This is a genomic window from Streptomyces pratensis, assembly GCF_016804005.1.
GTDB classification, from domain to species: domain Bacteria; phylum Actinomycetota; class Actinomycetes; order Streptomycetales; family Streptomycetaceae; genus Streptomyces; species Streptomyces pratensis_A.
This window is the reverse complement of the sequence record NZ_CP051486.1, coordinates 7,027,931-7,049,518: the sequence shown is the minus strand read 5'-3', so window position 1 is coordinate 7,049,518 and position 21,588 is coordinate 7,027,931. Positions and strand designations below refer to the sequence as shown.

General features: G+C 70.7%; 21 protein-coding genes. 6 read left to right on the top strand and 15 right to left on the bottom strand.

Annotated features, from left to right (window positions below; genetic code table 11):
- Positions 1 to 141: 141 nt before the first annotated feature.
- Genes HED23_RS29425 through HED23_RS29415 form a run of 3 tightly spaced genes read right to left on the bottom strand, consistent with a single transcriptional unit; the run spans position 142 to position 3,196 of the window.
- Complete coding sequence (locus HED23_RS29425) at positions 142 to 1,113, bottom strand: cation diffusion facilitator family transporter (RefSeq protein WP_203186382.1); 972 nt, start codon at positions 1,111 to 1,113, stop codon at positions 142 to 144.
- A 28-nt stretch (positions 1,114 to 1,141) separates the two neighbouring features.
- The gene (locus tag HED23_RS29420; protein ID WP_203186381.1) at positions 1,142 to 2,017 is read right to left on the bottom strand and encodes an acyl-CoA thioesterase; all 876 of its coding nucleotides are present in this window, start codon (positions 2,015 to 2,017) and stop codon (positions 1,142 to 1,144) included.
- Between the two features lie 21 nt (positions 2,018 to 2,038).
- Positions 2,039 to 3,196 (bottom strand): acyl-CoA dehydrogenase family protein, encoded by a 1,158-nt coding sequence (locus HED23_RS29415; RefSeq protein WP_031092198.1) that lies wholly within the window; start codon positions 3,194 to 3,196, stop codon positions 2,039 to 2,041.
- A gap of 311 nt (positions 3,197 to 3,507) precedes the next feature.
- Here HED23_RS29415 and HED23_RS29410 point away from each other — a divergent pair, with 311 nt between their 5' ends.
- Positions 3,508 to 3,966 carry an Asp23/Gls24 family envelope stress response protein gene (locus HED23_RS29410; RefSeq protein ID WP_203186380.1) on the top strand — a complete coding sequence of 153 codons (459 nt, stop codon included), beginning with the start codon at positions 3,508 to 3,510 and terminating at the stop codon, positions 3,964 to 3,966.
- Between the two features lie 60 nt (positions 3,967 to 4,026).
- Here HED23_RS29410 and HED23_RS29405 read toward each other — a convergent pair whose 3' ends face one another.
- Positions 4,027 to 4,428, bottom strand: coding sequence for a peptidase inhibitor family I36 protein (locus HED23_RS29405; RefSeq protein ID WP_203186379.1), 402 nt, complete (start codon positions 4,426 to 4,428; stop codon positions 4,027 to 4,029).
- A 279-nt stretch (positions 4,429 to 4,707) separates the two neighbouring features.
- Between HED23_RS29405 and HED23_RS29400 the strand changes: the two genes are divergently transcribed.
- Positions 4,708 to 5,049 (top strand): DUF5713 family protein, encoded by a 342-nt coding sequence (locus tag HED23_RS29400; RefSeq protein WP_203186378.1) that lies wholly within the window; start codon positions 4,708 to 4,710, stop codon positions 5,047 to 5,049.
- 281 nt (positions 5,050 to 5,330) lie between these two features.
- Here the strand turns inward: HED23_RS29400 and HED23_RS29395 are convergent, their stop codons facing one another.
- The 6 genes from HED23_RS29395 to HED23_RS29370 are packed head-to-tail and all read right to left on the bottom strand — an operon-like array spanning position 5,331 to position 13,820.
- A complete protein-coding gene (locus HED23_RS29395) occupies positions 5,331 to 7,634 on the bottom strand; it encodes a glycoside hydrolase family 3 N-terminal domain-containing protein (RefSeq protein WP_203186377.1) in 2,304 nt (767 codons plus the stop codon).
- 43 nt (positions 7,635 to 7,677) lie between these two features.
- Positions 7,678 to 9,612, bottom strand: a complete 1,935-nt coding sequence (locus tag HED23_RS29390) for a glycoside hydrolase 5 family protein (RefSeq protein ID WP_203186376.1) — start codon at positions 9,610 to 9,612, stop codon at positions 7,678 to 7,680.
- A gap of 51 nt (positions 9,613 to 9,663) precedes the next feature.
- Positions 9,664 to 10,716 carry a LacI family DNA-binding transcriptional regulator gene (locus HED23_RS29385; protein WP_203186375.1) on the bottom strand — a complete coding sequence of 351 codons (1,053 nt, stop codon included), beginning with the start codon at positions 10,714 to 10,716 and terminating at the stop codon, positions 9,664 to 9,666.
- Positions 10,713 to 11,540 carry a carbohydrate ABC transporter permease gene (locus HED23_RS29380; protein WP_203186374.1) on the bottom strand — a complete coding sequence of 276 codons (828 nt, stop codon included), beginning with the start codon at positions 11,538 to 11,540 and terminating at the stop codon, positions 10,713 to 10,715. The genes HED23_RS29385 and HED23_RS29380 overlap by 4 nt, the downstream gene beginning before the upstream one ends.
- 14 nt (positions 11,541 to 11,554) lie before the next feature.
- The gene (locus HED23_RS29375) at positions 11,555 to 12,496 is read right to left on the bottom strand and encodes a carbohydrate ABC transporter permease (RefSeq protein ID WP_203186373.1); all 942 of its coding nucleotides are present in this window, start codon (positions 12,494 to 12,496) and stop codon (positions 11,555 to 11,557) included.
- A 31-nt stretch (positions 12,497 to 12,527) separates the two neighbouring features.
- Positions 12,528 to 13,820, bottom strand: a complete 1,293-nt coding sequence (locus HED23_RS29370) for an ABC transporter substrate-binding protein (protein WP_203186372.1) — start codon at positions 13,818 to 13,820, stop codon at positions 12,528 to 12,530.
- Positions 13,821 to 14,045: 225 nt separating this feature from the next.
- Here HED23_RS29370 and HED23_RS29365 point away from each other — a divergent pair, with 225 nt between their 5' ends.
- Positions 14,046 to 14,543: a hypothetical protein gene (locus tag HED23_RS29365; protein ID WP_238442158.1), complete on the top strand. Its 498-nt coding sequence runs from the start codon at positions 14,046 to 14,048 to the stop codon at positions 14,541 to 14,543.
- A gap of 224 nt (positions 14,544 to 14,767) precedes the next feature.
- Here the strand turns inward: HED23_RS29365 and HED23_RS29360 are convergent, their stop codons facing one another.
- The gene (locus HED23_RS29360; protein ID WP_203186371.1) at positions 14,768 to 14,989 is read right to left on the bottom strand and encodes a DUF397 domain-containing protein; all 222 of its coding nucleotides are present in this window, start codon (positions 14,987 to 14,989) and stop codon (positions 14,768 to 14,770) included.
- Positions 14,986 to 15,777 carry a helix-turn-helix domain-containing protein gene (locus tag HED23_RS29355; protein WP_203186370.1) on the bottom strand — a complete coding sequence of 264 codons (792 nt, stop codon included), beginning with the start codon at positions 15,775 to 15,777 and terminating at the stop codon, positions 14,986 to 14,988. The genes HED23_RS29360 and HED23_RS29355 overlap by 4 nt, the downstream gene beginning before the upstream one ends.
- Positions 15,778 to 16,140: 363 nt before the next feature.
- Here HED23_RS29355 and HED23_RS29350 point away from each other — a divergent pair, with 363 nt between their 5' ends.
- Positions 16,141 to 16,443: a hypothetical protein gene (locus HED23_RS29350; protein WP_203186369.1), complete on the top strand. Its 303-nt coding sequence runs from the start codon at positions 16,141 to 16,143 to the stop codon at positions 16,441 to 16,443.
- Positions 16,444 to 16,588: 145 nt separating this feature from the next.
- On the opposite strand, the gene HED23_RS29345 is transcribed toward HED23_RS29350, so the two are convergent.
- Complete coding sequence (locus HED23_RS29345) at positions 16,589 to 17,428, bottom strand: hypothetical protein (protein ID WP_238442157.1); 840 nt, start codon at positions 17,426 to 17,428, stop codon at positions 16,589 to 16,591.
- Between the two features lie 529 nt (positions 17,429 to 17,957).
- Entirely contained in the window at positions 17,958 to 18,368 is a 411-nt protein-coding gene (locus HED23_RS29340) for a RidA family protein (RefSeq protein WP_203186368.1), read from the bottom strand.
- Positions 18,369 to 18,473: 105 nt separating this feature from the next.
- Here HED23_RS29340 and HED23_RS29335 point away from each other — a divergent pair, with 105 nt between their 5' ends.
- Positions 18,474 to 18,938, top strand: a complete 465-nt coding sequence (locus HED23_RS29335; protein WP_203186367.1) for a hypothetical protein — start codon at positions 18,474 to 18,476, stop codon at positions 18,936 to 18,938.
- Between the two features lie 385 nt (positions 18,939 to 19,323).
- On the top strand, positions 19,324 to 20,409 hold the full coding sequence (locus HED23_RS29330) for a serine hydrolase domain-containing protein (RefSeq protein ID WP_238442321.1): 1,086 nt from the start codon (positions 19,324 to 19,326) through the stop codon (positions 20,407 to 20,409).
- Positions 20,410 to 21,254: 845 nt separating this feature from the next.
- On the opposite strand, the gene HED23_RS29320 is transcribed toward HED23_RS29330, so the two are convergent.
- Positions 21,255 to 21,581: an SCO4225 family membrane protein gene (locus HED23_RS29320; RefSeq protein WP_203186364.1), complete on the bottom strand. Its 327-nt coding sequence runs from the start codon at positions 21,579 to 21,581 to the stop codon at positions 21,255 to 21,257.
- Positions 21,582 to 21,588: the final 7 nt, after the last annotated feature.

Sequence of the window (21,588 nt, the reverse complement as noted above, 5' to 3'; positions counted from 1 at the left end):
ACGCCGTCGTGTCGTGGTCGGTCCCGCCGACGAATGCCCTGTCGGCCCCTGTCGCCCCGTCTCTGGCTTGATCTGGCCCGTAGCGGCCCGTAGCGGCCCGTAGCGGACGGTGTGGGCCCGCGAGGCGGCTGCCCGCGTCCCTCAGCCGTCGGCGCGCGCCGCGAGGCGCTGCGCGCGCCCCGGCGTCGGGTCCAGGTACACACGCTGGACCGACGGGTAGCGTTCCCGCAGCTGCTGCTCCGCCTCCTCGCACGCCCACTCGATCTGCGCGGCCGTCGACGCGTCCCGGAAATCGATCTTCGCTGCGACCAGTAGTTCCGAGGGGCCCTGGATCAACGTGGTCAGCTCCACGACCTCGATGATGTGCGGCACTGACAGCAGCTCCTCGCGCACACCGGCCCGCATCCCGGCCGGGAGCGGCCGGCCGATCAGCAGCTGGGCGTTGGACCGGCAGAGCACCCACGCCACGTACACCAGCAGTACGCCGATGAGGACGGAGGCGATGCCGTCCCAGACCCCGGACCCGGTGAGCTGCCCGCCGAGCAGACCGCCGGCTGCGAGGAGCAGCCCGGTCAGGGCCGCCGAGTCCTCCATGACGACGGCCTTGACCGCCGTGTCGGGGGTCCGGCGCAGATAACGGGGCGCGGGCATCCGGAGCCGCGCGGCCTCGCCACGCACCTGCCGCACGCCGGTGCGCAGCGAGAAGCCCTCCAGCAGGAAGGCGACCGCGAGCACGATGTAGGAGACGAGCGGGTCGCCCAGCTCCTCGCCCTTCAGCAGGGTGTGGATGCCGTCGTACAGGGAGAACACCGCGCCGCCGACGAAGGTCGCCACGGCGGCGAGCATCGCCCAGATGTACCGCTCGGGGCCATAACCCAGCGGATGGTCCTCGTCCGGGGGCTTCTCGCTGCGCTTGAGCGCGGTGAGGAGCATGACCTCGGTGACGGTGTCGGCCACCGAGTGCGCGGCCTCCGACAGCATCGCGCTCGAACCGCTGATCAGCCCCGCCACCAGCTTGGCCACCGCGATACCGAGATTGGCGGCCGTCGCGACGACGACGGTGGCCGTGGACTCGCTGCCACCGGTCTGCTCGTCACTCGTGGCGTCACTCATGAGGGGCAGTATGTCCGAATGCGCGGCTTCAGTCCCTCGGGACGCGGACCAGGCCCTCCTGGATGACCGTGATGGCCAGCTTCCCGTCGGCCGTCCAGATCCTGGCCTGTCCGAGACCGCGCCCGCCGGACGCGGAGGGCGACTCCTGGTCGTACAGCAGCCACTCGTCCGCCCGGAAGGGGCGGTGGAACCACATCGCGTGGTCGAGGCTGGCGCCCACCACGTCGCCGACCGACCAGCCGCCGCGCCCGTGGGCGAGCAGGACCGAGTCGAGCAGCGTCATGTCGGAGACGTACGTCGCCATGCAGACGTGCAGCAGCGGATCGTCCGCCAGCTTGCCGTGCGTCCGGAACCAGACCTGGGAGCGCGGCTCCCTCGGTTCACCGGCCGTGGCGAACGGCGGGGCGTCGACGTAGCGCAGATCGACCGCGGCCCGGGCCTCCAGCAGCCGGTCCACCATCCGCGGGTCGGTGAAGCGGTCCGCGTACCGGGGCAGCATCTCCGCCGCCGTCGGCAGGGTCTCCGGGTCGGGCGCCGAGGGCATGACCGCCTGGTGGTCCATGCCTTCCTCGTGGACCTGGAAGGAGGCCGAGAGGTGGAAGACCGGCTTGCCGTGCTGGACGGCGACGACCCGGCGCGTGGTGAAGGACCGCCCGTCACGGATCCGGTCCACGTTGTAGACGATCGGCGCGCCCGGGTCCCCGGGGCGCAGGAAGTACGCGTGCAGGGAGTGGGCGCCCCGGTCCGCGGGGACCGTGCGCCCGGCGGCGACCAGGGCCTGGGCCGCGACCTGGCCGCCGAAGACGCGGGGCACGACCGCCGAACGGCTCGTGCCCCGGAAGATGTCCTGCTCGATCCGCTCCAGGTCGAGCAGATCGAGCAGGGAGTCGAGTGCTGCGCTCATGGAGGGGAGACGTAGCCGCTCTCAGAGACCCATGGACTTGGCGATGATCGACTTCATGACCTCGCTGGTGCCGCCGTAGATGCGGTTGACCCGGTTGTCCGTGTACAGGCGGGCGATCGGGTACTCGTTCATGAAGCCGTAGCCGCCGTGCAGCTGGAGGCAGCGGTCGATCACGCGGTGCGCGACCTCGGTGCAGAACAGCTTCGCCGAGGCGGCCTCCGCGGGCGTCAGCTCGCCGGCGTCCAGAGCTTCGATCGCCCGGTCGCAGACGGCCTCGGCCGCGTCGACCTCGGCCTTGCAGGCGGCCAGCTCGAACTTGGTGTTCTGGAACGACGCGACGGTCTTGCCGAAGACGGTGCGGTCCTGCGTGTACTGCTGGGCGAACCGCACGGCGGCGGCTGCCTGCGCGTACGCGCCGACGGCGATGCCCAGGCGCTCCTGCGGGAGGTTCTGGCCGAGGTAGGAGAAGCCCTTGTTCTCCTCGCCCAGCAGGTCGTCGACGGGCACCTTGACGTCCACGAAGGCCAGCTCGGCGGTGTCGGAGACCTTCAGGCCCAGCTTGTCGAGCTTGCGGCCGACCGAGTAGCCCTCGGACTTGGTGTCGACCACCAGGAGCGAGATGCCGTGGCGGCGGTCGTCGGCCTTGGGGGCGTCCGTGCGGGCGCAGACGATGACCTTGTCGGCGTGCACACCACCGGTGATGAAGGTCTTGGCGCCGTTGAGGACGTAATGCGTGCCGTCCTCGGAGAGCTTGGCGGTCGTCTTCATGCCGGCCAGGTCCGAACCGGTGCCCGGCTCGGTCATGGCTATCGCGTACATGGACTTGCCCGACACGAAGTCCGGCAGCCAGCGCTTCTTCTGCTCCTCGGTGGCGTACGCCTTGAGGTACGGGAGGCAGAGCAGGACGTGCACGCCGGAGCCGCCGAACGAGATGCCCGCGCGGGCGGTCTCCTCGTACAGGACCGCTTCGAACTTGAAGGACTCCTCGCCCGCGCCGCCGTACTCCTCGGGCACCTCGATGCCGAAGATGCCCAGCTCGGCGAGCTTGTAGTAGAAGTCGCGAGGCGCCTGGCCCGCAGCGAACCACTCGTCGTAGACGGGAACGACCTCGGCCTCGATGAAGGCGCGGATGGTCTCCCGGAACGCCTCGTGGTCCTCGTTGTAAACCGTACGGCGCACGGGGTGCCTCCTGGTGTCAGCTTCGGGCTTCGGTCGCAGTGGCTAAGCGCTTGCTCAGTCCTGGTCAAAAGTTACCCGGCGGTCACGGTGGCTGTCCAGGGTGATGCTGAGCACGCCTGGCTTCCCGGACGGCCCGGGACGGAAGGGCCCGGCGGTTCCGGGGCGGCGGTGCCGGATCCGGTCACGGAGGGTGGCCGGGGCGAGCGCTGCGTACGTCTCGATGGCGGTCGGCGGCGGGCGGGCGCACAGTGAGATGAGGAGCCGGCGAGGACGCCAGCAGCCTCGTCGCATAGACCCTCTGTGAGGCAGTCATGGCTGATGTCGAGTCCCTGGGCGGGAGTTCAACGACAGGCAGGAACGGCGAGCGGTCCGGACGCGGCAGGACCACCATCGCCGACGGTGTGGTGGCGACCATCGCCGGAATCGCCATCCGCGAGACGGACGGCGTGCATTCCGTGGGCCGGGGAGCGTCCAAGGCGATGGGCGCCGTGGCCGGACGCGTCGGCGGAACCTCCGGCGGCGGACGCGGCGTGAAGGTGGAAGTGGGGGAGAAGCAGACCGCGGTCGACGTAGACATCGAGGTGGAGTACGGCATCCCGATCCATGAGCTGGCCGACCGCATCAGGACCCGTGTGACGGACGCGGTCGAGACGATGACAGGTCTGGAGGTCGTCGAGATCAACATCAACGTCTTCGGTGTCCACGTCCCCGGCGACGACGACGACGAGGAAGAGGAGAGCCGTGGCCGGGCGTCCGCGCGCGTGCAGTGAGGCACACGCCCGGCCGCCAGGCAGCATCCGACGGGGGTCCGGGCCGTCGCCGGGGCCCCGCTACTGGGGCTTGAACGAACGGATCTGGTAGCTGCCCTGGAGGTTGCCGCCCTGTCCGGCGAGGGTGGAGCCCACGCGCGAGTTGAAGTTGGTCTGCGTGTAGTACTGCACGCGGTGCTCGGTCTTGTTCCACACCGAGAGGACGTTCCTGCCCTCCCGGATGAACGAGCAGTTGTCGGCGGTGTTGCTCATCTCGCGAGCCGACCACTGACAGCGGGTCCCCTCACCGTTCCAGCCGTCGAAGGCGCAGAAGTACCCGTGGGTGCAGCGAGTGAACGCGGCGGCCGGGGCGGCTGCCCGGCCGGCGGTGGACCCGCCCGCGTCGGTGGCGGAGACGGGCCCCGCGCCCAGTCCGAAGGCCAGGACGACCGCGGTGGCGGCGAGTGCGGTGATGCGGTTCACGAGGAGACCTTTCGCTGTTCGTCGGCCGGGCAGTGCCCGTGATCAACGGCAGCGTCGCACCCCGGTGACCTGCGCAGACAGCCCCGAAAGGGGGGCGCCCGAGGCCTGTTCGGCCCGGCGGGACGCGCCTGTGCGCACCGGCGTGAAGGTGGCGCCCGCAGCCCTGCGGCCCGGGGCGGCGGACGCGGCGGTCCGGCACTGTCAGAGGCGTGGTGCACCATCGTTTCTGACGGTCATCCGGTGGACGGGTGTCCGGATGCGTGGAGAGGCGGGGCGGACGTGGCGATCACGAACCGGAGCATGGCGGAGTACGCGTTCCTGCGGGGGCTGTACGGGGACGGTTACTACCCGGACCGCGTCGTCGACCTCGGCAGGGCCGTCCTGGTACGGCTCTGCGAGCGCGTCGAGGCGGAGCAGCCGGCAGACCTGACCGCGCTGTACGTGCTCACACACGCGGCGACGGAGGAATTCAACGCCCTGGAGGCCGAGTTCGAGGCAGCCGGCAGCGAGATCGAAACGGTGGCCCGCGAGGAGATAGCCGAGAACTTCTGGGCCGTAGCCACGGCGTACGGCTTCACGGGAGCGGACGTGGAGGAGCTCATCGCCCCCAGGGAGTGGTGACCGGCCGGGGGCGGCGCCCGTGGCCGGGGTCAGGCCCGGCCGGTCGGCCGGACGACGAACTCGTCGGCGCGGATGGGCCGGCTGCCGACCGCCTGCGAGGAGGAGGGGCTGCTGCGCCCCGGCGCCTTCGCCGACGAGGTCCTCCCGCTCGCGTCGTCCTGTGGAAGACCGGCGGACCCGACCGCAAGGAACGCGCTGAACGCATGCCGGCCATCATCGTCGACGGTCTGTGCACCGCCCGGACCACGCCGTCGCAGCCGACGGTCTGTGCACCGCCCGGCCTACGCCGTCACCGTGAGTCCGGCAGCCCGGGTGCGCCGGGAGGACGGCCCCGCTTCGATCGCGAACTCGCCTGGCTCCACCGCCCATTCCCCCGCGTGCGTGAACGAGGCCAGGGTCCGCGCGTCCACCGGGAAGGTGACCTCGGTGCCCTCGCCGGGCCCCAGCTGCACCTGCGTGAAGGCCCGCAGCTCCCGCACCCGTGGCCACGAACTGCCGCCGAGCACCCGGCGTACGTAGAGCTGGACGGTCTCCCGCACCGGTCGGGGGCCGGTGTTGACGACGCCGACCGTACAGCTCACAGGGGCCGCCCCGTCGAACCCGGCCACCGCGACGGACGACAGGGAGAGCCTGGGGACGCCGTACTCGACCGTCGTGTAGGACAGTCCGTGGCCGAACGGATGGCGGGGCGTGGCCGGCTGGTCGACGTAGCCCCGGTAATCGTGGTCCTTGCCGTTGTAGAACACGGGCAGCTGGGCCGCCGAGCGGGGCACGGAGACGGGCAGCCGGCCCTGCGGCACGGCTGCGCCGAACAGCACGTCCGCGACCGCCGTTCCGCCCCACGGGCCGGGGTACCAGGCGCTCAGCACCGCCGCCGCCCCGCCGGAGAGGTCCGGCAGGGCGTGCGGCCGGCCCTGGACCAGCACCACGACCACCGGGGTGCCGGTCGCGGTGACGGCGTCCAGCAGTGCCGACTGTGCCTCGGGCAGCCCCAGTTCGGCCAGGTCGACACCCTCGCCGCAGGTCATCTCCACCGGATTGCCGGAGGCGACGACCGCCGCCCCGTTGGCGTCGAAACGCGTGCCGGACCCGCGTGCGCTCGATCCGCCGAGGACCAGCACGGCCACGTCGGCGGCCGAGGCCAGCGAAACCGCCTCGGGCAGGTCCGACAGGTCCCCGCCGACGAGGCCGCAGCCCCGGGCGTACGTGACGGCGGTGCCTTCCGGCGCGGCGGCCCGGATGCCGGCGAGAAGACTGCTGCCCGTGCCCGGCCGTTGAGGCGCGGTGTAGTCGCCGATCTGCTGCGGTACGGAATCGGCGTTGGGCCCGATGACCGCGACGGCCCCGATACGGCGGCCGGCCAGCGGCAGCGTCACCCCGTCGTGTTCGAGGAGGGTCACGGACTCGCGGGCGATGCGCTCGCTCAGCCGCTCCAGGCGCGCGGGGTCCGTCCCCCGGGCGCCGGCGTACGGACGCTCGAAGAGGCCGAGGCGGAACTTCAGTGCGAGGACCCGTCCGACAGCCGTGTCGAGTGTGGCCTCCTCGACCAGCCCCCGCCGGACCGCCTCCGCCAGCCGCGGATAGCAGTCGTCCCACAGGCTCAGGTCGGTCCCCGCACGCAGCGCCATCGCACCCGCCGCCACCTGGTCCCCCGCCATCCGCACCAGCCGGTCGACCGCGAGGCCGTCGGCCATCACCAGGCCGCCGAAGCCCCACCGCTCCCGGAGGATCCCGGTCAGCAGGTGGTGGTTCGCCGCGCACGGCACGCCGTCGAACTCGTTGTACGCGGCCATGAGACCCGCGGCTCCGGCACGCACGCCCGCCAGCGCCGCCACGAGATGGACCTCGTGCAGTTCCCTCGCGCCCAGCTCGGTGGCCGCGCTGTTGCGGCCGCCGACCGTGGCCCCCTGCCCGGCGAAGTGCTTGAGGACGACCGCCGCGTGGTCCGGCCCGATCCGGTCCCCGGAGGGCCCCTGCACACCACGCACCAGGGCCTCGGTGAAGCGAGCCGCCAGATACGGGTCCTCGCCGAAGCACTCCTCCGCACGGCCCCAGCGCGGATCCCGCACCAGGTCGAGCGCGGACACCAGCGCCACATGGCCGCCACGCGCCCGGAGCTGTGCGGCGGCGACGGCCGCCGCCTCCTCGTACAGCTCCGGATCCCAGGTGGCGCCGACCGCCAGGTTCACCGGCAGCACCGTCCCGTCCAGGGCCTGCATGCCGTGCGGCATCTCCTCGACCAGCAGGACGGGGACACCGAGCCGGGTGTTCTCGACTACGTGACGCTGCACCGCGTCGGAGACCCGCGCCCCGTCCGCCGCACCTATCCCCGTCTCCGCCGTCACACCGGACCAGGGATCGGCGCGCTGGAGCCCGTACAGCGCCCCCATTCCGTCGAAGGCCGCCACCTCCGCCCGGAACGCGTCCGTCAGACGGTGGCCGGAGGGGGTGCGCTCGTACGCGTCCCATCCGTACATCCGCTGGTTGACCTGGCCCACCTTCTCGGTGAGCGTCATCCGCGACAGCAGATCGGCCACCCTGTCGGCCACGGGCGCCTCGGGGTCTCGGAACAGCGGATCGGACATCGGGCGGCTCACCTCGGGGAGTCGGGGGGTCGGGTCGGGGCGGTCAGCGCAGTTCGAGCACACGCACCCCGTACGGGGGCAGGGTCACGTCCCGCACAGGGGCCCCGCCGGTCAGCTCGCGCAGCTCCCCGTCCACCGACGGGCACACGGTCAGCTCCTCGCCGGACTGGCTCACCAGCCACACGAACCGCGCGCCGTCCTCGCGGACCAGCGTGTCGGCGCTGACGTACGGAGTGCCGACCGTCACCGGCCGTGCGGCACCGGCGAGTTCGGCGAGCGCCGCGTACAGCCGGTGGGTCTGCTCGGGGTTGGCGCGGGCCGTACGGGCGGCCATGTGCTCCAGCGGATACGTGGCGAGGACGGTGCGGCCCGCGCCCGTGTCGTGGCGCAGCAGCGCCGGCCGGCCGTGCGCGTCGGTGGCGACGACCCGCGCGCCGTCCGGGACGACGGGCAGGTAGGCGCGGCTGTCCTCGTTGCCGGCGACCGGGAAGGTCAGCACCTCACCGGCGGCTATCGAGCCGAAGTCCTCGGTGAAGGTCATCTCCAGGACGTCGTCCTCGATCGGCTCGGCGACACCGTAGGACAGCTGGAGCTCCACCCCGAACAGCCCGTCGAGATCGTGGAACCACGGGCCACGGGTCGTCGGGTACTCGCCAGAGCAGAACGACAGATAGACCGTGGCCCCTTCCTTCGCCCGGCGCTCCAGGGCACGCCGGGTGCGGGTGGTCAGCTGGCGGGTCGAGGGCAGCAGGTACAGCGAGGCGTCGTCCGGCAGCCCGTCCGCCTCGCGGGCGAACGCCACCGGCAGGTCGGCGCCGCGTGCCGCGACATAGCCCTGGTGCAGAGAAGTGAAGATCAGCGGGCGGTCGGCCGGCCGGCTGTAGGGGTAGCCGCGCTCCAGGAACGTGGGCACGACGAGCGCCGCGTCCGCGTCGGTGCGGCGGCAGCGCGGGAAGTCGACCTGCTTCAGGACCTCGGCGAAGGACGCCAGTTCACGCAACGGCTCCTTGGGGCGCCCGGAGCCGTCGGTGATCCCGAAGTGCATCTCGAAGGGGTGGTGGTCGTACGGCGACTGCTCCCACAGGTCGTCGTAGTCCGTGTTGTTCCACGCCATCCAGCCGGTCGCCCCGCCCAGCAGCGAGTTGTGCAGGGTCTGCCGGTAGAAGATCCCCGCGTTCGCCGCCGAGACCGTGTCGGTGGAGAGTCCGAACTCCTCCAGGACCACCGGCTGACCGGTGACGGCGGCCAGCTCGCACTCGAACGCGGCCCTGTAGTGCTGGCGCGGCCTGTCCGTGTCCGAGCGGTAGACGTGCGGCCCCACGAAGTCGACGTACTCGGCCGTCTCCCGCAGCGAGAAGCCGTTGTCGCGGCCCGTCACCTCGATCCCCCAGGCGCCGTCGCCGAGCGAGACCGGCTGGGTGCCGCCCGCCGCGCGCACGGCGTCGCACATGAACTGCGCCCAGGCGGTCACGACATCGCTCGACGGGGGGTCGACCTGGTAGATCCGGCCGTAGCCCGGCATCTCGTTGGTGATCAGCCAGCCCGTGACCGCCGGGTGGTCCTTGAAGCGCCGGGTCATCTGCGAGACGAACCACGCCTGCCGGCCGACGAGCCACACGTCCTCGTACAGGTCCCGGTCACCGCGCCACGCCGGGTCCCAGTTCTCTCCCGACATGTGGCCGACGATGAAGGTGGGGACCGTGCCCATGCCCAGCTCGTGGTGGGCGGCCAGGAAGTTCCGGAAACGGTCGCAGAGTTCCTCGTCGATCCGTCCGGGCTCCGGGTGGAAGTCGGGCCAGTAGAAGAACGACCTGGTCATGTTCAGACCGTGTTCCCTGAGCACCGACAGTTCCTCGCGGACCGTCTTCGGCTCGTAGTTCCGCCACATCAGCGGACCGCCGGTGCGGGACCAGAAGTTGGTGCCGAGCCACGGGAGCACGGCGGAGTCGTGGGTGAGCTGGGCACTGTGGCGTCGCATGGTTCTACAGGTCCTCTTCGATGTGCGGGGGTGCCGTGGTGGTGCGGCGGTTCAGGTCGGGGACTGCGCGGGGCCGGTCGATTCGCGGACGACCAGACGGGGGCGGCCGTCGAGCACGGGCGGGGGCACGTCCTCGCCGCACCCGGCGAGCAGCGTGCGGGCGGCGGCCGCACCGACCCGCTGCACCTGCTGGTCGACGGTGGTGAGCCGGGGGTGGACCCAGCGGCCGAGCGAGAGATTGTCGTAGCCGACCACGGACAGGTCGCCGGGCACCCGGAGCCCGGCGCGCTGCGCCGTGCCGATACCGCAGACGGCCATGGAGTCGTTGGGGAACACGAGCGCGGTCGGGCGGCCGGGCAGGGCCAGCAGCTCCTCGGTCACGGCGACGGCGGCCTGCTCGGTGAAGTCGCTGTGACGTACGGCGACGGGCGCCAGCCCGGCCTTGTCGAGGGCCTCCTCGAAGGCGCGCAAGCGCAGCCGGGTGTGCAGCAGTTCGGACGGGCCCGCGACGTAGGCGACGCGGCGGTGGCCGAGCTCCAGCAGGTGGGCCACGGCCTCCTTCACGCCCGCGCCCTGCTGCCCGAGCCCCACCCGGGGCACGGGCGATCGGGCATCTGGGGCGCCCAGCAGCACGGCGGGCAGCCCCAGGCCCCGCAGCAGGTCCGGACGCGGATCGTCGGCTCGGGCGTCGGTCAGCACGGCACCGTCGATCCGGCCCTCCGCGACCAGCCGTTCGTACAGCGCGCTCTCCTGGGCCATGTCGGCGACCAGGTGGAGCAGCAGACCGTAGCCGCGCGGCGCGAGCTCGCCCTCCAGACCGGTGATCAGCTCACTGAAGTGCGGGTCGGAGCCGAGCACATCGGTGGGCCGCCGGACGACGAGCGCGATCGTGCGCGTACGGGCCCGGCGCAGTGCGGAGGCGGAGGCGCTCGGGGACCAGCCCAGCTCCGCGGCCGCGTCCATGACCCGGCGGCGGGTGGCCTCCGAGATCCGGCCGGTGCCGTTGACGGCCTGGGAGACCGCGGCGGTGGACACCCCGGCGGCGGCTGCCACGGCCTTGATGGTGGGGCGTACGGCGGTACGCCCTTCGGGAGGCTTGTTCACATCTTCACCGCTCCGCTGACGAGGGCCTGCTGCATCCGCTTCTGGAGCACGGTGTAGACCACCCATACCGGGACCAGGGTCAGCACCGTGCCCGCCGTAAGGATGCCGTAGTCCGTCCCCGTCAGGGACTTGAGCGTGGGCAGGGCGACCTGCACCGTCCGCAGGTCCGGGTCGGGCCCGATGATGACGAGCGAGTAGAGGTACTCGTTCCAGAAGGTCAGGAAGTTCAGCAGCAGGATCGTCGCGATGCCCGGCATGCACATCGGTGTGTAGACGTGCCGCAGGACGGCGAAGGTGGACGCGCCGTCCATGCGCGCCGCCTCCTCCATCTCGCGCGGGATGGTCCGCATGAACTGCACCAGGATGACGACGGAGAGCGGCATCGCCGTCGCGGGCAGGAACAGCACCATGAACGCCCGGGTGTGGAACAGCCCCGTGGCGGCGGCGAGCAGGAACGTCGGGAAGAGCGCGGCGAAGGTGGGGATCAGGAAGCCCAGCGAGAACACCCGCTCCACCAGGGCGCCGAGCCGGCCCTCGGCACGCGCGATGGCGAAGGCGGCGGGTATCGCGAGCACCAGGGTGAGTACCAGCGCGAGCGCGGTCACGAGCATCGAGTTGAGGATCGCCGGCCCGAGGTGCGCCGAGGAGAACGACTCGGTGAAGTTGGTGGTGGAGAGGGACGTCGGCAGGGAGAACGGGCTCCCGAAGATCTGGTCGTTCGTCTTGAACGCCGACACGAGCAGGTAGTAGAGGGGGACGACCAGCAGCACCATGTACAGCCAGGCGAAGATGTGCGCCGACAGCCAGGACCTTCCGAACTTCATGGGACCAGCTCCGATCAGTAGTTCTGGCGGAAGACACGACGGATGGTCAGCAGCCCGGCCAGGCCGACCAGGAAGAGGACCACGCCGACGGTCTGGCTGTAGCCGAGGTCGGCCGCGATGAAGGCCTTCTGGTAGACGAGGAAGGACAACGTCGTCGACGAGCTCCCCGGCCCGCCCTGGGTGAGCAGCAGAACGTTCTGCGCGGAGCCGAACAGCGTCCAGAGGAACTGGAGCATCGTCACGACGCCCACGAAGTCCCGTATGACGGGGAAGTGGATGCGCCACATGGCACGCCAGTGCCCGGCACCGTCGAGCTGCGCCGCCTCACCGATCTCGTCGGGGACGCTGCCGAGCCGGGCCGCGAACAGCACTGCGGTGAAGCCGATGCCGCTCCACACGTCGAGGAGGACGAGGGAGCCGAGCGCGGTGGAGGGCGAGGCGAGCCAGGCGTCGGTCATCGAACCCAGACCGGCCTTGTCCAGGGCTCCGTTGAGCAGGCCGTCCGGGGAGAGGACCGCGTAGAACACCATCGCCTTGGCGGGGGTGGAGATCAGACCGGGGATGAAGAGCAGATAGCGCAGGACGCGGTGCCCCGGCGGCTTCTGGGCGACGTAGTACCCGAGCATGTACGCCCCGATGATCATCAGGGGCACGGCCACGACGAGCTGTACGGCGGTGTTGCGCACCGCGTCCCAGAAGACCGGGTCGTCCAGGACCGCGCTGATGTTGCCGGTGCCGGCGAACGAGACCGGCTGGAGCATGCCGGGCCAGTGCAGGGCCGCGATGACGAAGATGGCGACCAGCGGGCCGACCATGAAGACCAGGTACCAGACCAGCGCGGGCACGGCGAGGACGACCCCGCCCTGCGTACGGCGCTTCGTGGTGGAGGCGGACGGCGGGGTGGTGACCGGTCCGCGGACCGAGGCGCCGCCCGGGGCGGACGAGAGCATCGTCATGGGAGGACTCGCAAAGGCTCGGGCGCGCGGATCAGGCCGTGCGGTAGGCGGATTCCAGGGCGGAGCGCACGGAGGCCGCGCTCGTCCCCCGGGTGAAGGCGGTGCTGGTGGCGGTGATCAGCGGCTGGGTGGCGGTCGGGGGGACGTACAGGTCGGGCAGGAGCGCCTGGCCGACCCGGTCGCCGAGCCGCTGGGCCTTCGCCACGAGCGGGAAGTCCTTGCTGACCGTGTCGGTCACGAGTGCCATGTCACGGCCGCTCTCGGTGATGAAGCGGGACACCACGTCGGGGCGGTACATGAAGCGCAGGAACTTCTCGACGGAGGACAGCTTCCTGACCCCGTTGGGACTGATCCAGAAGCCGATGAGGGTGTACGAGCGCAGGATGGTCGGCTTCTCGTGGGCCGCGCCCGGGGCGAGCGGCCAGCCGCCGATCTCGGTGTGCCCGGCCGCCTTGTCGGGGACCTTCGCCAGCGCGGAGGACATCGCGGACTGGATGGCCGCCGCCTCGGTGTTGTACTGCGTGGTCATCGTGTCGGAGGTCAGCCCCTGCGCCTTGTCGGCGAAGACACCGGCGTCCCGCAGGGTCACGAAGTAGTCGATGCCCTCGCGGGCGCCCCGGCTGCCGCTGAAGTCGCCGGTCGTGTAGACCTTCCGGGCCTCGTCGGGGGTGAGGAACGTCTGGATGATCTGGGCGAGCAGTTTCTGCCCCGTCCAGTCGTTTCCGCCGACGGTGACCGGTGCGATGCCCTTGGCCCGTAGCTTCCGTGCCGCGCCGATGAGCTGGTCCCCGGTGGTGGGGACGGAGCCGACACCGGCCCGGTCGAGCAGGTGGGTGTTGTACGCGACGGGCCAGTTGGTGGCGAAGTACGGGAAGGCGCGCAGCCTGCCCTTGCCGTCGGTCCACTCACTCAGGGCGGCGGGCAGGACACGGTCGCGCAGTCCCCAGTCGTCGAGGTAGCCCTTGACGTCGACGGTGGCGCCGACGTCGGTCCAGGCGAGCGTCTTGTCGTACAGGTTGACCATGACCACGTCCGGCTCCTTACGGGCCAGCCGCGAGGTCTCGTAGACCTGGGGGAGGTCGTCGCCGTTGACGAGGTTCTTGACCCGGATGCCCGGGTTCTCCTTCTCGAATTCCTTCACGACGGCGGTGTAGGTGGGGGAGCCCGGCGCGGTGGTGCCGAGCTGGGTGTGGACGAGCAGGGTGCCGGGGTCGGAATCGGCCGAGGCGAGCGTGGAGCAGCCGGACATTGCGGGCAGCGCGGTAGCGGCGGCGAGGCCGGAACCAGCGACAAGGAAACCGCGCCGACTCAGGGGTGAGCGCACAGCGGGATGTCTCCAACCAGGACGTTGACCAGGGTGGTTAATCGATGTACCAGCGGGTTGCGAGAAACTTAGGGGCGGGGGAAGGAATGGTCAACCCCTGGTTGCACATGCTGGATCACCCGGCATTTCGGGCCATGTGTTGCGCGGAGGGAGCCTGCCGGTCGGCAGCTCCTCCCGATGGCCGTACGAGGCGAGGCGATCGGCCGTTGTCCCTATGATCCGTACATGCATGCGAGATGGGTGGGGGCCGCGTTCGCGGCGGGGCTCATGCTCTGGTTCGGCTGGGGCCTGGCGGGAATGGTGACCCTGGGGTGCGAGCCGCATCCCAAGGGCGGCTGTGGCGTACCGGAGGGCGGCGGGAAGTACTTCACGGCCTTCATGGCCGCGCCCTGGCCGCTGGGCATCATGGCCAAGGCCTTCGGGCGGTACCGCACGGACTGGCGCCCGGCTCTGGGGTACTCGGCCGGAGCGGTGGCCGGGGCGGTGGTCGCGCTGACCATGGGCACCTCGGTCGGACACTGGATCGTGGCGTTCGCCCTCGTCTCGGCCGGTGCCGTGATTCCGTGGGCTGCGCGGCGCCACACCGACAGGGCGCGCGAGGCGCGGCGCCTGGAGCGCGAGCGTCGCATGCGCGAGGAACGGCTGGCGCGCTCCCGGGCGCGCAGGGCCGAGCGCCGCCGTGAACGGCGGCGGCGACGGCGCGAGGAGAGCAGCGGTACGTGACATGAGGGCGCGGGCGACCCGTGCCCCCGGTGAGTCGCCGCGCCGGCAGTCGGCCGGCCCGGGTGGCGGCTCAGGATCACTCGCACACCACGCATGGCGGTGGCCTTAGCGGGTGGGGCGCGCCGCTCGGAGGGAATGGGACATCGACGAGCGCCCGGCGCGAGGTGCCGGAGAGGCACAAGGGTGCCCGCCCTTGGTCATGTTCAGGACCGTCCCTGCGAGGCTCAGACGCAGAAGTGCCCGGCCTTCACGGCGGAGGCGAAGGATGACCAGCTTGCGGCCGGTATCAACAGGGCGGGTCCGTGCGGCGACTTGGAGTCGCGGACGGGTACACCGGTGGGGTGGCCGTCCAGGACCTCCAGGCAGCTGCCGCCTTCGCTGTTGCTGTAGGAGGACTTGCGCCAGCCGGTCTGCTCGAAGGTGTTCGGGATGATTCGGTCAGTCATTGGCTTCCGTAATCCTTCGCTGTTGTCCTCAGCAGGTCCAGCGACTCCTTCAGCGGCAGAGCGTCGCTCAGGGCGAGAGCGTAGCGGCTCTGCAACTCCTGTACCACGGAGGGGGAATCATGAACCTTTCCCATGCGGAGGCTCTCGCTGTACGCCACAGGAGGTTGATCCTCGAAGGTCATAAGGGTGAGCATGCCGTCCATCAAGGGGTGGAATCCCAGGGTGAACGGCATCACGTGCACCCGGACGCGCCCCGCCTGCACCAATTCGACCAGATGCAGAATCTGCTCCGCCATGACGTCCGGCCCGCCCACCGACCTGCGCAGTACGGCTTCGTCGAGTAGCGCCCATACTGCGGGGTTCGGCGGGTTGTCGAGCACTCTTGCCCGCTCGAGTCGTGTGACAACGAGCCTGTCACATTCCTCTTCACCTACAGGAGGGAAGGACATGCCGAGGATCGCACGAGCGTACCTTTTCGTCTGGAGGATGCCTGGAATGTACGACAGCGCGAACTCGCGAATCGCCAATGCCTGTTGTTCGAGCAGCAGAGCCGCTTCGAAGTAGTCGGCGACCGCCGCGTCGTCGTCCGGCAGGAAGCTGCTGAGCACATTTCCGGTGTTCAGGGTCGTGTCCAGCCGTCGTGCGTCCTCTTTCGACGGCACGCGACGTCCCGCCTCGATGTGCGCGATGTGCGAACGGGTCATTACCGCCGCGTCGGCCAGCTCCTGCTGGGTCAGCCCGGCTGCCCGACGCATTTCCTTGAGCCATTCCCCATAGGTGTTACTCAACGTCGACTCCCATGTGACGGATGATTTGTCACCAACGACCCCCTGGCGAGAATATCTCCGCCCGTCCCACTCTGTAAGTGGATCGCTACTCAGCGACAGATGTCCAGGCGTCGGCCTCCGGCCGGGATCTCGGGCATCGCCATCCTCATTCAACGGAGTTGACGACGTGCTGCACTGCGCCATCCGCATCCTCGAGACGCTGCTGCGTCGCCTTCAACCGGTCCCGTCGGTCCCGGCCGAGGTTCGGGTGCCCCCTCCTCCCGACGGGGAGGCGTCAGATTCGTTGCCTGAGCGGCCTCTGTGGCTCGCGATGTACGGGGTCGACGTCAGGCACTGCCCGAGGTGCGGCTTGGGGCGGATCGTATGACCGGCTGGATCCCCGACGCGGCACGACTGCTGCCGTGGGCCGGCCCGGAAGGCAAGCCCTGCTATCTCCTCGGCGACGGGGCGGGGTACGTCTCCCGGATCGCGGACGACATCGAGAGCGTCCAGCTCGGGATGGCAGTCGAACTGCTCGATCACGCGGCCGACATGCTCGACGACCGGCAGGTGACCGCACCGCAACTGCGTTACGTCGTGGCGCGCATGGCCGAGTCGCTGCGCGACGTCCACCGGATCGCGGAGAGCCGGGGCGAGCGTCTGCGTGCTGCGTCGCAGAGGCGGTAGCCGAGGCCGTGGGGAGGCCGCGGAAGTTCATGCGTGGCCCGGGTTCAGCCGTGCCTTCGGCCCGTGCGCCTGGTGAAGCGCAGTATCCCCCTTCGAGTGGGCGCGAGAGGCGGGTCCTCGGGGGCGAACTGGACCTGAGCTGCGGTCAGGGCCGCTGCGGGGGCGGGGGCGGGGGCGGGGGCGGGGCCGGGGCCGGGGCCGGGGCTTGCGCGTACGGGCTGCCCCGTTCGATCCGGCTCCGGACGGCCTGGGCCATGGCGTGGTGGGACGGTTCCCGCAGCATGCCTTCTGCGGACAACCTCTGCCACATGTGCAGCAGTTCCCGTCCTCTGGTCGCCACCTGGGCCTCGTCACGGAGTCGTTGCCACGCGGCGGTGGCACGGACCACCTCGGGCACGGCCCGGTGCAGATCGCTGCCGCAGCGGATGCGCGCGACGGTCAGCGCGAGGCCGGTGGAGGTCGTGTAGTCGCCGCGGCGATAGGCGATGTACGCCTCGATCGCCCTGGCCTCCAGTGACAGTTCATCCTCCGCGCCCCGGCGCAGCGTCAGGTGCTCCCGCAGTGCGCCTGCGAGGACGAACGCGGCGTGCAGTTCCTCGCGCTGCGCGTGCTGGATGATCCGCTCGACGCGGGCGAGCGGAGGAAACGCCTCTTCCTCGGCGGTGGTTCGCTCGCGCCCGGGCGGCAGATCCTCCTCCTCGGCGATGGTCCGGCTGGAGCCGTCGGGATACACCCGGAGCCGCGCCACCTGCCGCACGCTGCGGTCGATGACGGTCGCCGCCACCGGAGTCCCCAGGGTGCGGGCGAACATGGCTACGGCGTCGAGAATCGCCTCGTTGGGCGGACGGGTGCCGCCCATCGTCAGCAGGTGGCCGTTGACCACCGTCGACCCGTCCTCCGCCACGTAGGCGTCGAGACGAATCAGTGGCTGTGCGCTGAGGGCGGGGAGGTTTCCCTTTTCACGGGGCGTCAGTGCGTGAGGCATTCGCTCAGACTCCGGTTCGGACCAAACGGAGGACGGGCATGGAGGTAGCCGGTGCAGCCGTGTGTCCGGGCCGTGGAACGTGGACCATATGTGCGCCTCCGAGGTACATGCCCACGTGCGTGGCTTCATCCTAGTAGATGATCAGGTCGCCGGTCCGGGCGGATGTCAGGCCGGTCCGGGCGGCATCGCGCAGCGCGCGTCCGGCTGTTGGTCCCCTCCACAGCGAGAAGCACAGCTCCCTCCGCACGTCCATGTCTTCCAGGTCCGTCTCCAGCAGCGCGGGGCCGGTGAGCGCGGCCGGCCAGGGCGTTGGGTGCCTGGGTGCCTGGGTGCCTGGGTGTCGGCGTCGGGCAGGGCTGTGACGGCGCTGCCGTACTGCCCGGCCCGCAGGAGGAGGCGATGGCCTCGTGCCTACGCCACCGGGTGCTGGACGTGCCGCCGTACCGGGAGGCGTGTGTGTCATGCACCGCCGGGATCTGAGGGCCCTCCGTCCCTCCGGTTCACAGCGCCGAGCCGAGCCGCCGGGCAATCAGGAGTCGAGCACGGCGGCGACGCCCTCGATCTCCACCAGCTGGTCGTGGTATCCGAGAACTGTGACGCCGAGCAACGTACTCGGGACGTCGTGGTCGCCGAATGCGTCCCGGACCACCTCCCACGCGGTGACCAGGTCCTCCTGCCGCGTGGAGGCCACCAGTACGCGCGTGCTGATGACGTCTTCGAGGTCCGCGCCGGCTGCTGCGAGCGCGGTCTTCATGTTGTCGAGGGCCTTCGCGGCCTGACCGGCGTAGTCACCGACGGCGGCTGTGGACCCGTCCTCGTTCAGCGGGCACGCCCCGGCGAGGAAGATCAGCCGCGCCTCGGCGGGTGCGGTGGCGGCGTAGGCGTACTCCGCAACGTCGGACAGGGCGGTGGAACGGATGAGCTTGACGGCGCGGGGCATGGCATCCAAGTCCTGGCGGCTGGGCGGGGACTCGTATACCTAGCAGATCGTCCTCGTGGCTGCCCCTCAGTTTCCCGGCCCACTGCGGATGAATAGGCTGCCGGCATGGGTGACATGTACGCAGTTGACCTCGCGCTGAACCTCGGCGCGACGGTGCCGAGCGCGGTTGTGGCCGAGCTGGGTCGGCACCTCGGCGCCGCTGTCGCTACGGGTGCGGGGGAGTCGCAGGAAGCGGCGGACGGCCCTGCGGAAGAACCGGCCGCACCGGAGGACCTGTTCCCTCTCCTCGCCGAGCGCGGGCCCGCTGCGCGCATCGGAGGACTGCTGGTTGCCGAGCTGCACCGGACGGACAGCGGGTGGGCTCTCACGGTGCGGCAGGAAGTGCACGCGGAGTGTCTCCCCGACCTGGACCCTCTTCTTGAGCAGTTGGCGCGGCACTCCAGCACCGAGGGCGTCATCGGGCAGATCCGCTTCTACGAGGACCATGTGCCGGAGCTGCTCATCAGCGAGTCGGGAAGGCTGGTGCGGATGTCCCTCAAGCCTGACGGCTGCGGAGCTGCCCCGGCGTAACGGCCGGTGCCCGTGTAGGAACGAGAGGCCGGACCGGGGTGCACACCTGCACCTCGGGGCCCGACGGGTCCGCCGCCCCTCGCGCCACGGGTGCCGGGTGGCCGTGGCCGGTGCACCAGCGCCTCGGCGGATCATGCCGGAACCGCCCGTGAACTGGTGGTCCGGGGCAGCCAGGGGGGTGGCCGCAGCGGCTCAGGTGAGGGCAGCCCCCGGAGCCGCCCTGGGGGTGGCAAAGCGGCGCCGTTGGGGGCAGCCGGATGGGGCTGACGCCACTGCCCTGGTGGGATGGTCGTCGACGGTTCCGACAGCTCAGGGGGTCTTCTTCATGCAGGTGTCGTTCACTCGCCGGCGAGGTCTGCTTCGCGTCACCAGCCTGGTCGGGGTGATGCTCGTAGCATCCACCGGGCTGACAGCGGTGGCGAAGCCGGTGCAGTCCAACTCGCTGCGACAACAGGTGGAAGCGATTCATCGCACCGGGGCGGTCGGTGTGTCGGCCGAGGTGACTTCGTCCGGCAGCCATGACAGCGCGCGCGCCGGGACGGCCAGGATCGGCGCCACGAAGCCGATGCCGGAGAACGGCCGGTTCCGCATCGGCAGTGCGACCAAGACGTTCACCGCCACAGTCGTACTGCAACTCGTCGGTGAGGGGCGGATCTCCCTGGATGACACGGTCGAGCAGTGGCTGCCGGGAGTGGTCCAGGGCAACGGCCTGGACGGCAGCCGGATCACCGTGCGGCAACTGCTGCAGCACACCAGCGGCATCCCCGACGTCCCGGTGCCACCCGCTCTGCGGAGCGCGGACGGATATCGCGCGGAGCGGTTCCGCACCTACACGCCCCGGGAGCTGGTGAGGGCGGCGATGCGGCAACCGGCGGAGCCCTCGGAGGTGCCCGGCTGGTCGTACTCCAACACCAACTACGTCCTCGCCGCGATGATCATCCGCGAGGTCACCGGCCGGAGCTGGCAGAGGGAGGTGCACGACCGGATCATCCGCCCGCTGGCCCTGCGGGACACCGCCGCTCCGGGCACCTTCCCGTTCATCCCGGGCCCCCACGCACACGCGTACGCCGGCTTCGGCACCGACACCGGCGTCGACGTGACGACGCTCGATCCGAGTATGGCCGTCGGCTCGGGCTCGGTCATCAGCTCCACCCGTGACCTGAACCGGTTCTACACCGCGCTGCTCGCGGGCCGTCTGATGCGTCCGGAGCAGCTCGACGAGATGACGACCACGGTGTCCGCGCCCGGCCTGGGCGCATCGTACGGACTCGGCCTGGCCGAGATCCGGTTGTCCTGCGGGGGGAGCTACTTCGGTCACCGGGGGGAGCTGCTCGGCTACGTCACCTGGGCCGGCACCACCCGGGAGGGCGACCGGACCGCCTCGGTGTACGTCACCAGTCACGCCGGCCAGGACACCGAAAAGTCCATGACCGAGCTCGTGGACCAGCAGCTGTGCGGGGCCCGGTCGTAGAGCGCGTCTGGGTGCCGGGCGATTCAGTCGACCGGACGTGTCCGTCCGGTTGAGGCCGGTGGCTTCCCGGGTCGGGCGGGACAGCGGATGCTGCTCCATCAGACGCGGGTTCACCTGATGAGGCCGAAGGCCCTTCCGGGCCGTGGGGCGATCGGTGTCCGGATCACAGGGTCACTGTCCGAGAGCGCTGCGAGGCGAGGGCCTGCCCCGCGTATCAGCCGCAGGGGCTTCCGCTGCGGTTGGTCCCAGCCGTTGCACAGCGGCGGACAGACCCAGCCGGCGGTGCGGGCGTCCAGGCAGGTCCGGGCTCCCGACAGGTCGTCGTGCCGTCTCTGCATGGCTGATCACGATCCACAGCCCCGGTCACCGGCAGGCCCTCGGCGTCGTACCGGTCAACCGATCGTGCGCAGTACCAGCCGCACGACGCCTCGGCCGATCCATCCGAGCAGTCCCGTCTCCACGGCCAGCTCGGCGGCCTCCAAGGCGTTTTCCGCCCGATCCGACGATCCGGTACGACACCGGGAGCAGGCGCGGGGCCAACGGCCCTTCCGTGCACCGCACTTCTTACACATCGCGCTGACCCTCACTCTTCCTGCTGACGTTCTCAAGAGGCACCCGTGCATGGGGAAGACAGACGAACCCGCGTGCGGCCTCGTCCACGGAGGCGCCGTGATCGAGAAGTCGCCCCTGGGGCCGAGCCGGCCGTCAAGCAGGTGGTGATCCGTGCGGCCGGCATGGCCGCACCCTTCTGTCTGTTGCTCCCGGGCAAGGCGTGTGCCGGCTCGGGAGCCGCTGAAGCCGAGGGCGCCACGATCGGCGCCCTCCTGTCAGTCGGTGACGTTCTCTCAGGCGCCGAGAGTGGCGGTGCGCCGCGCTGTCCACCCGAGAGCCCAGTGGTACGCGGCACCGAGCGCCAGCGCCTGGACGACGGCACCGACGGCGATACCGGCGAACGGCAGTGCACCGGGAAGGAAAGCGAACAGCATCGAGGTCGGTGCAGTCACGATGAACAGCCAGACGCCGGCGAGACTGGCGTCCGCATGTTCGACGAGGAGCGCGTCCAGGCCGACCCATACGCCGACAGCGGCCACGATTGCCAGGTAGGCCAGGGCGGCGGGGTTCAGCAGGTAGCGGCGAAGGGACTGGGGCAGGGTGCGCGACGAGGCGGTCATCTCTAAC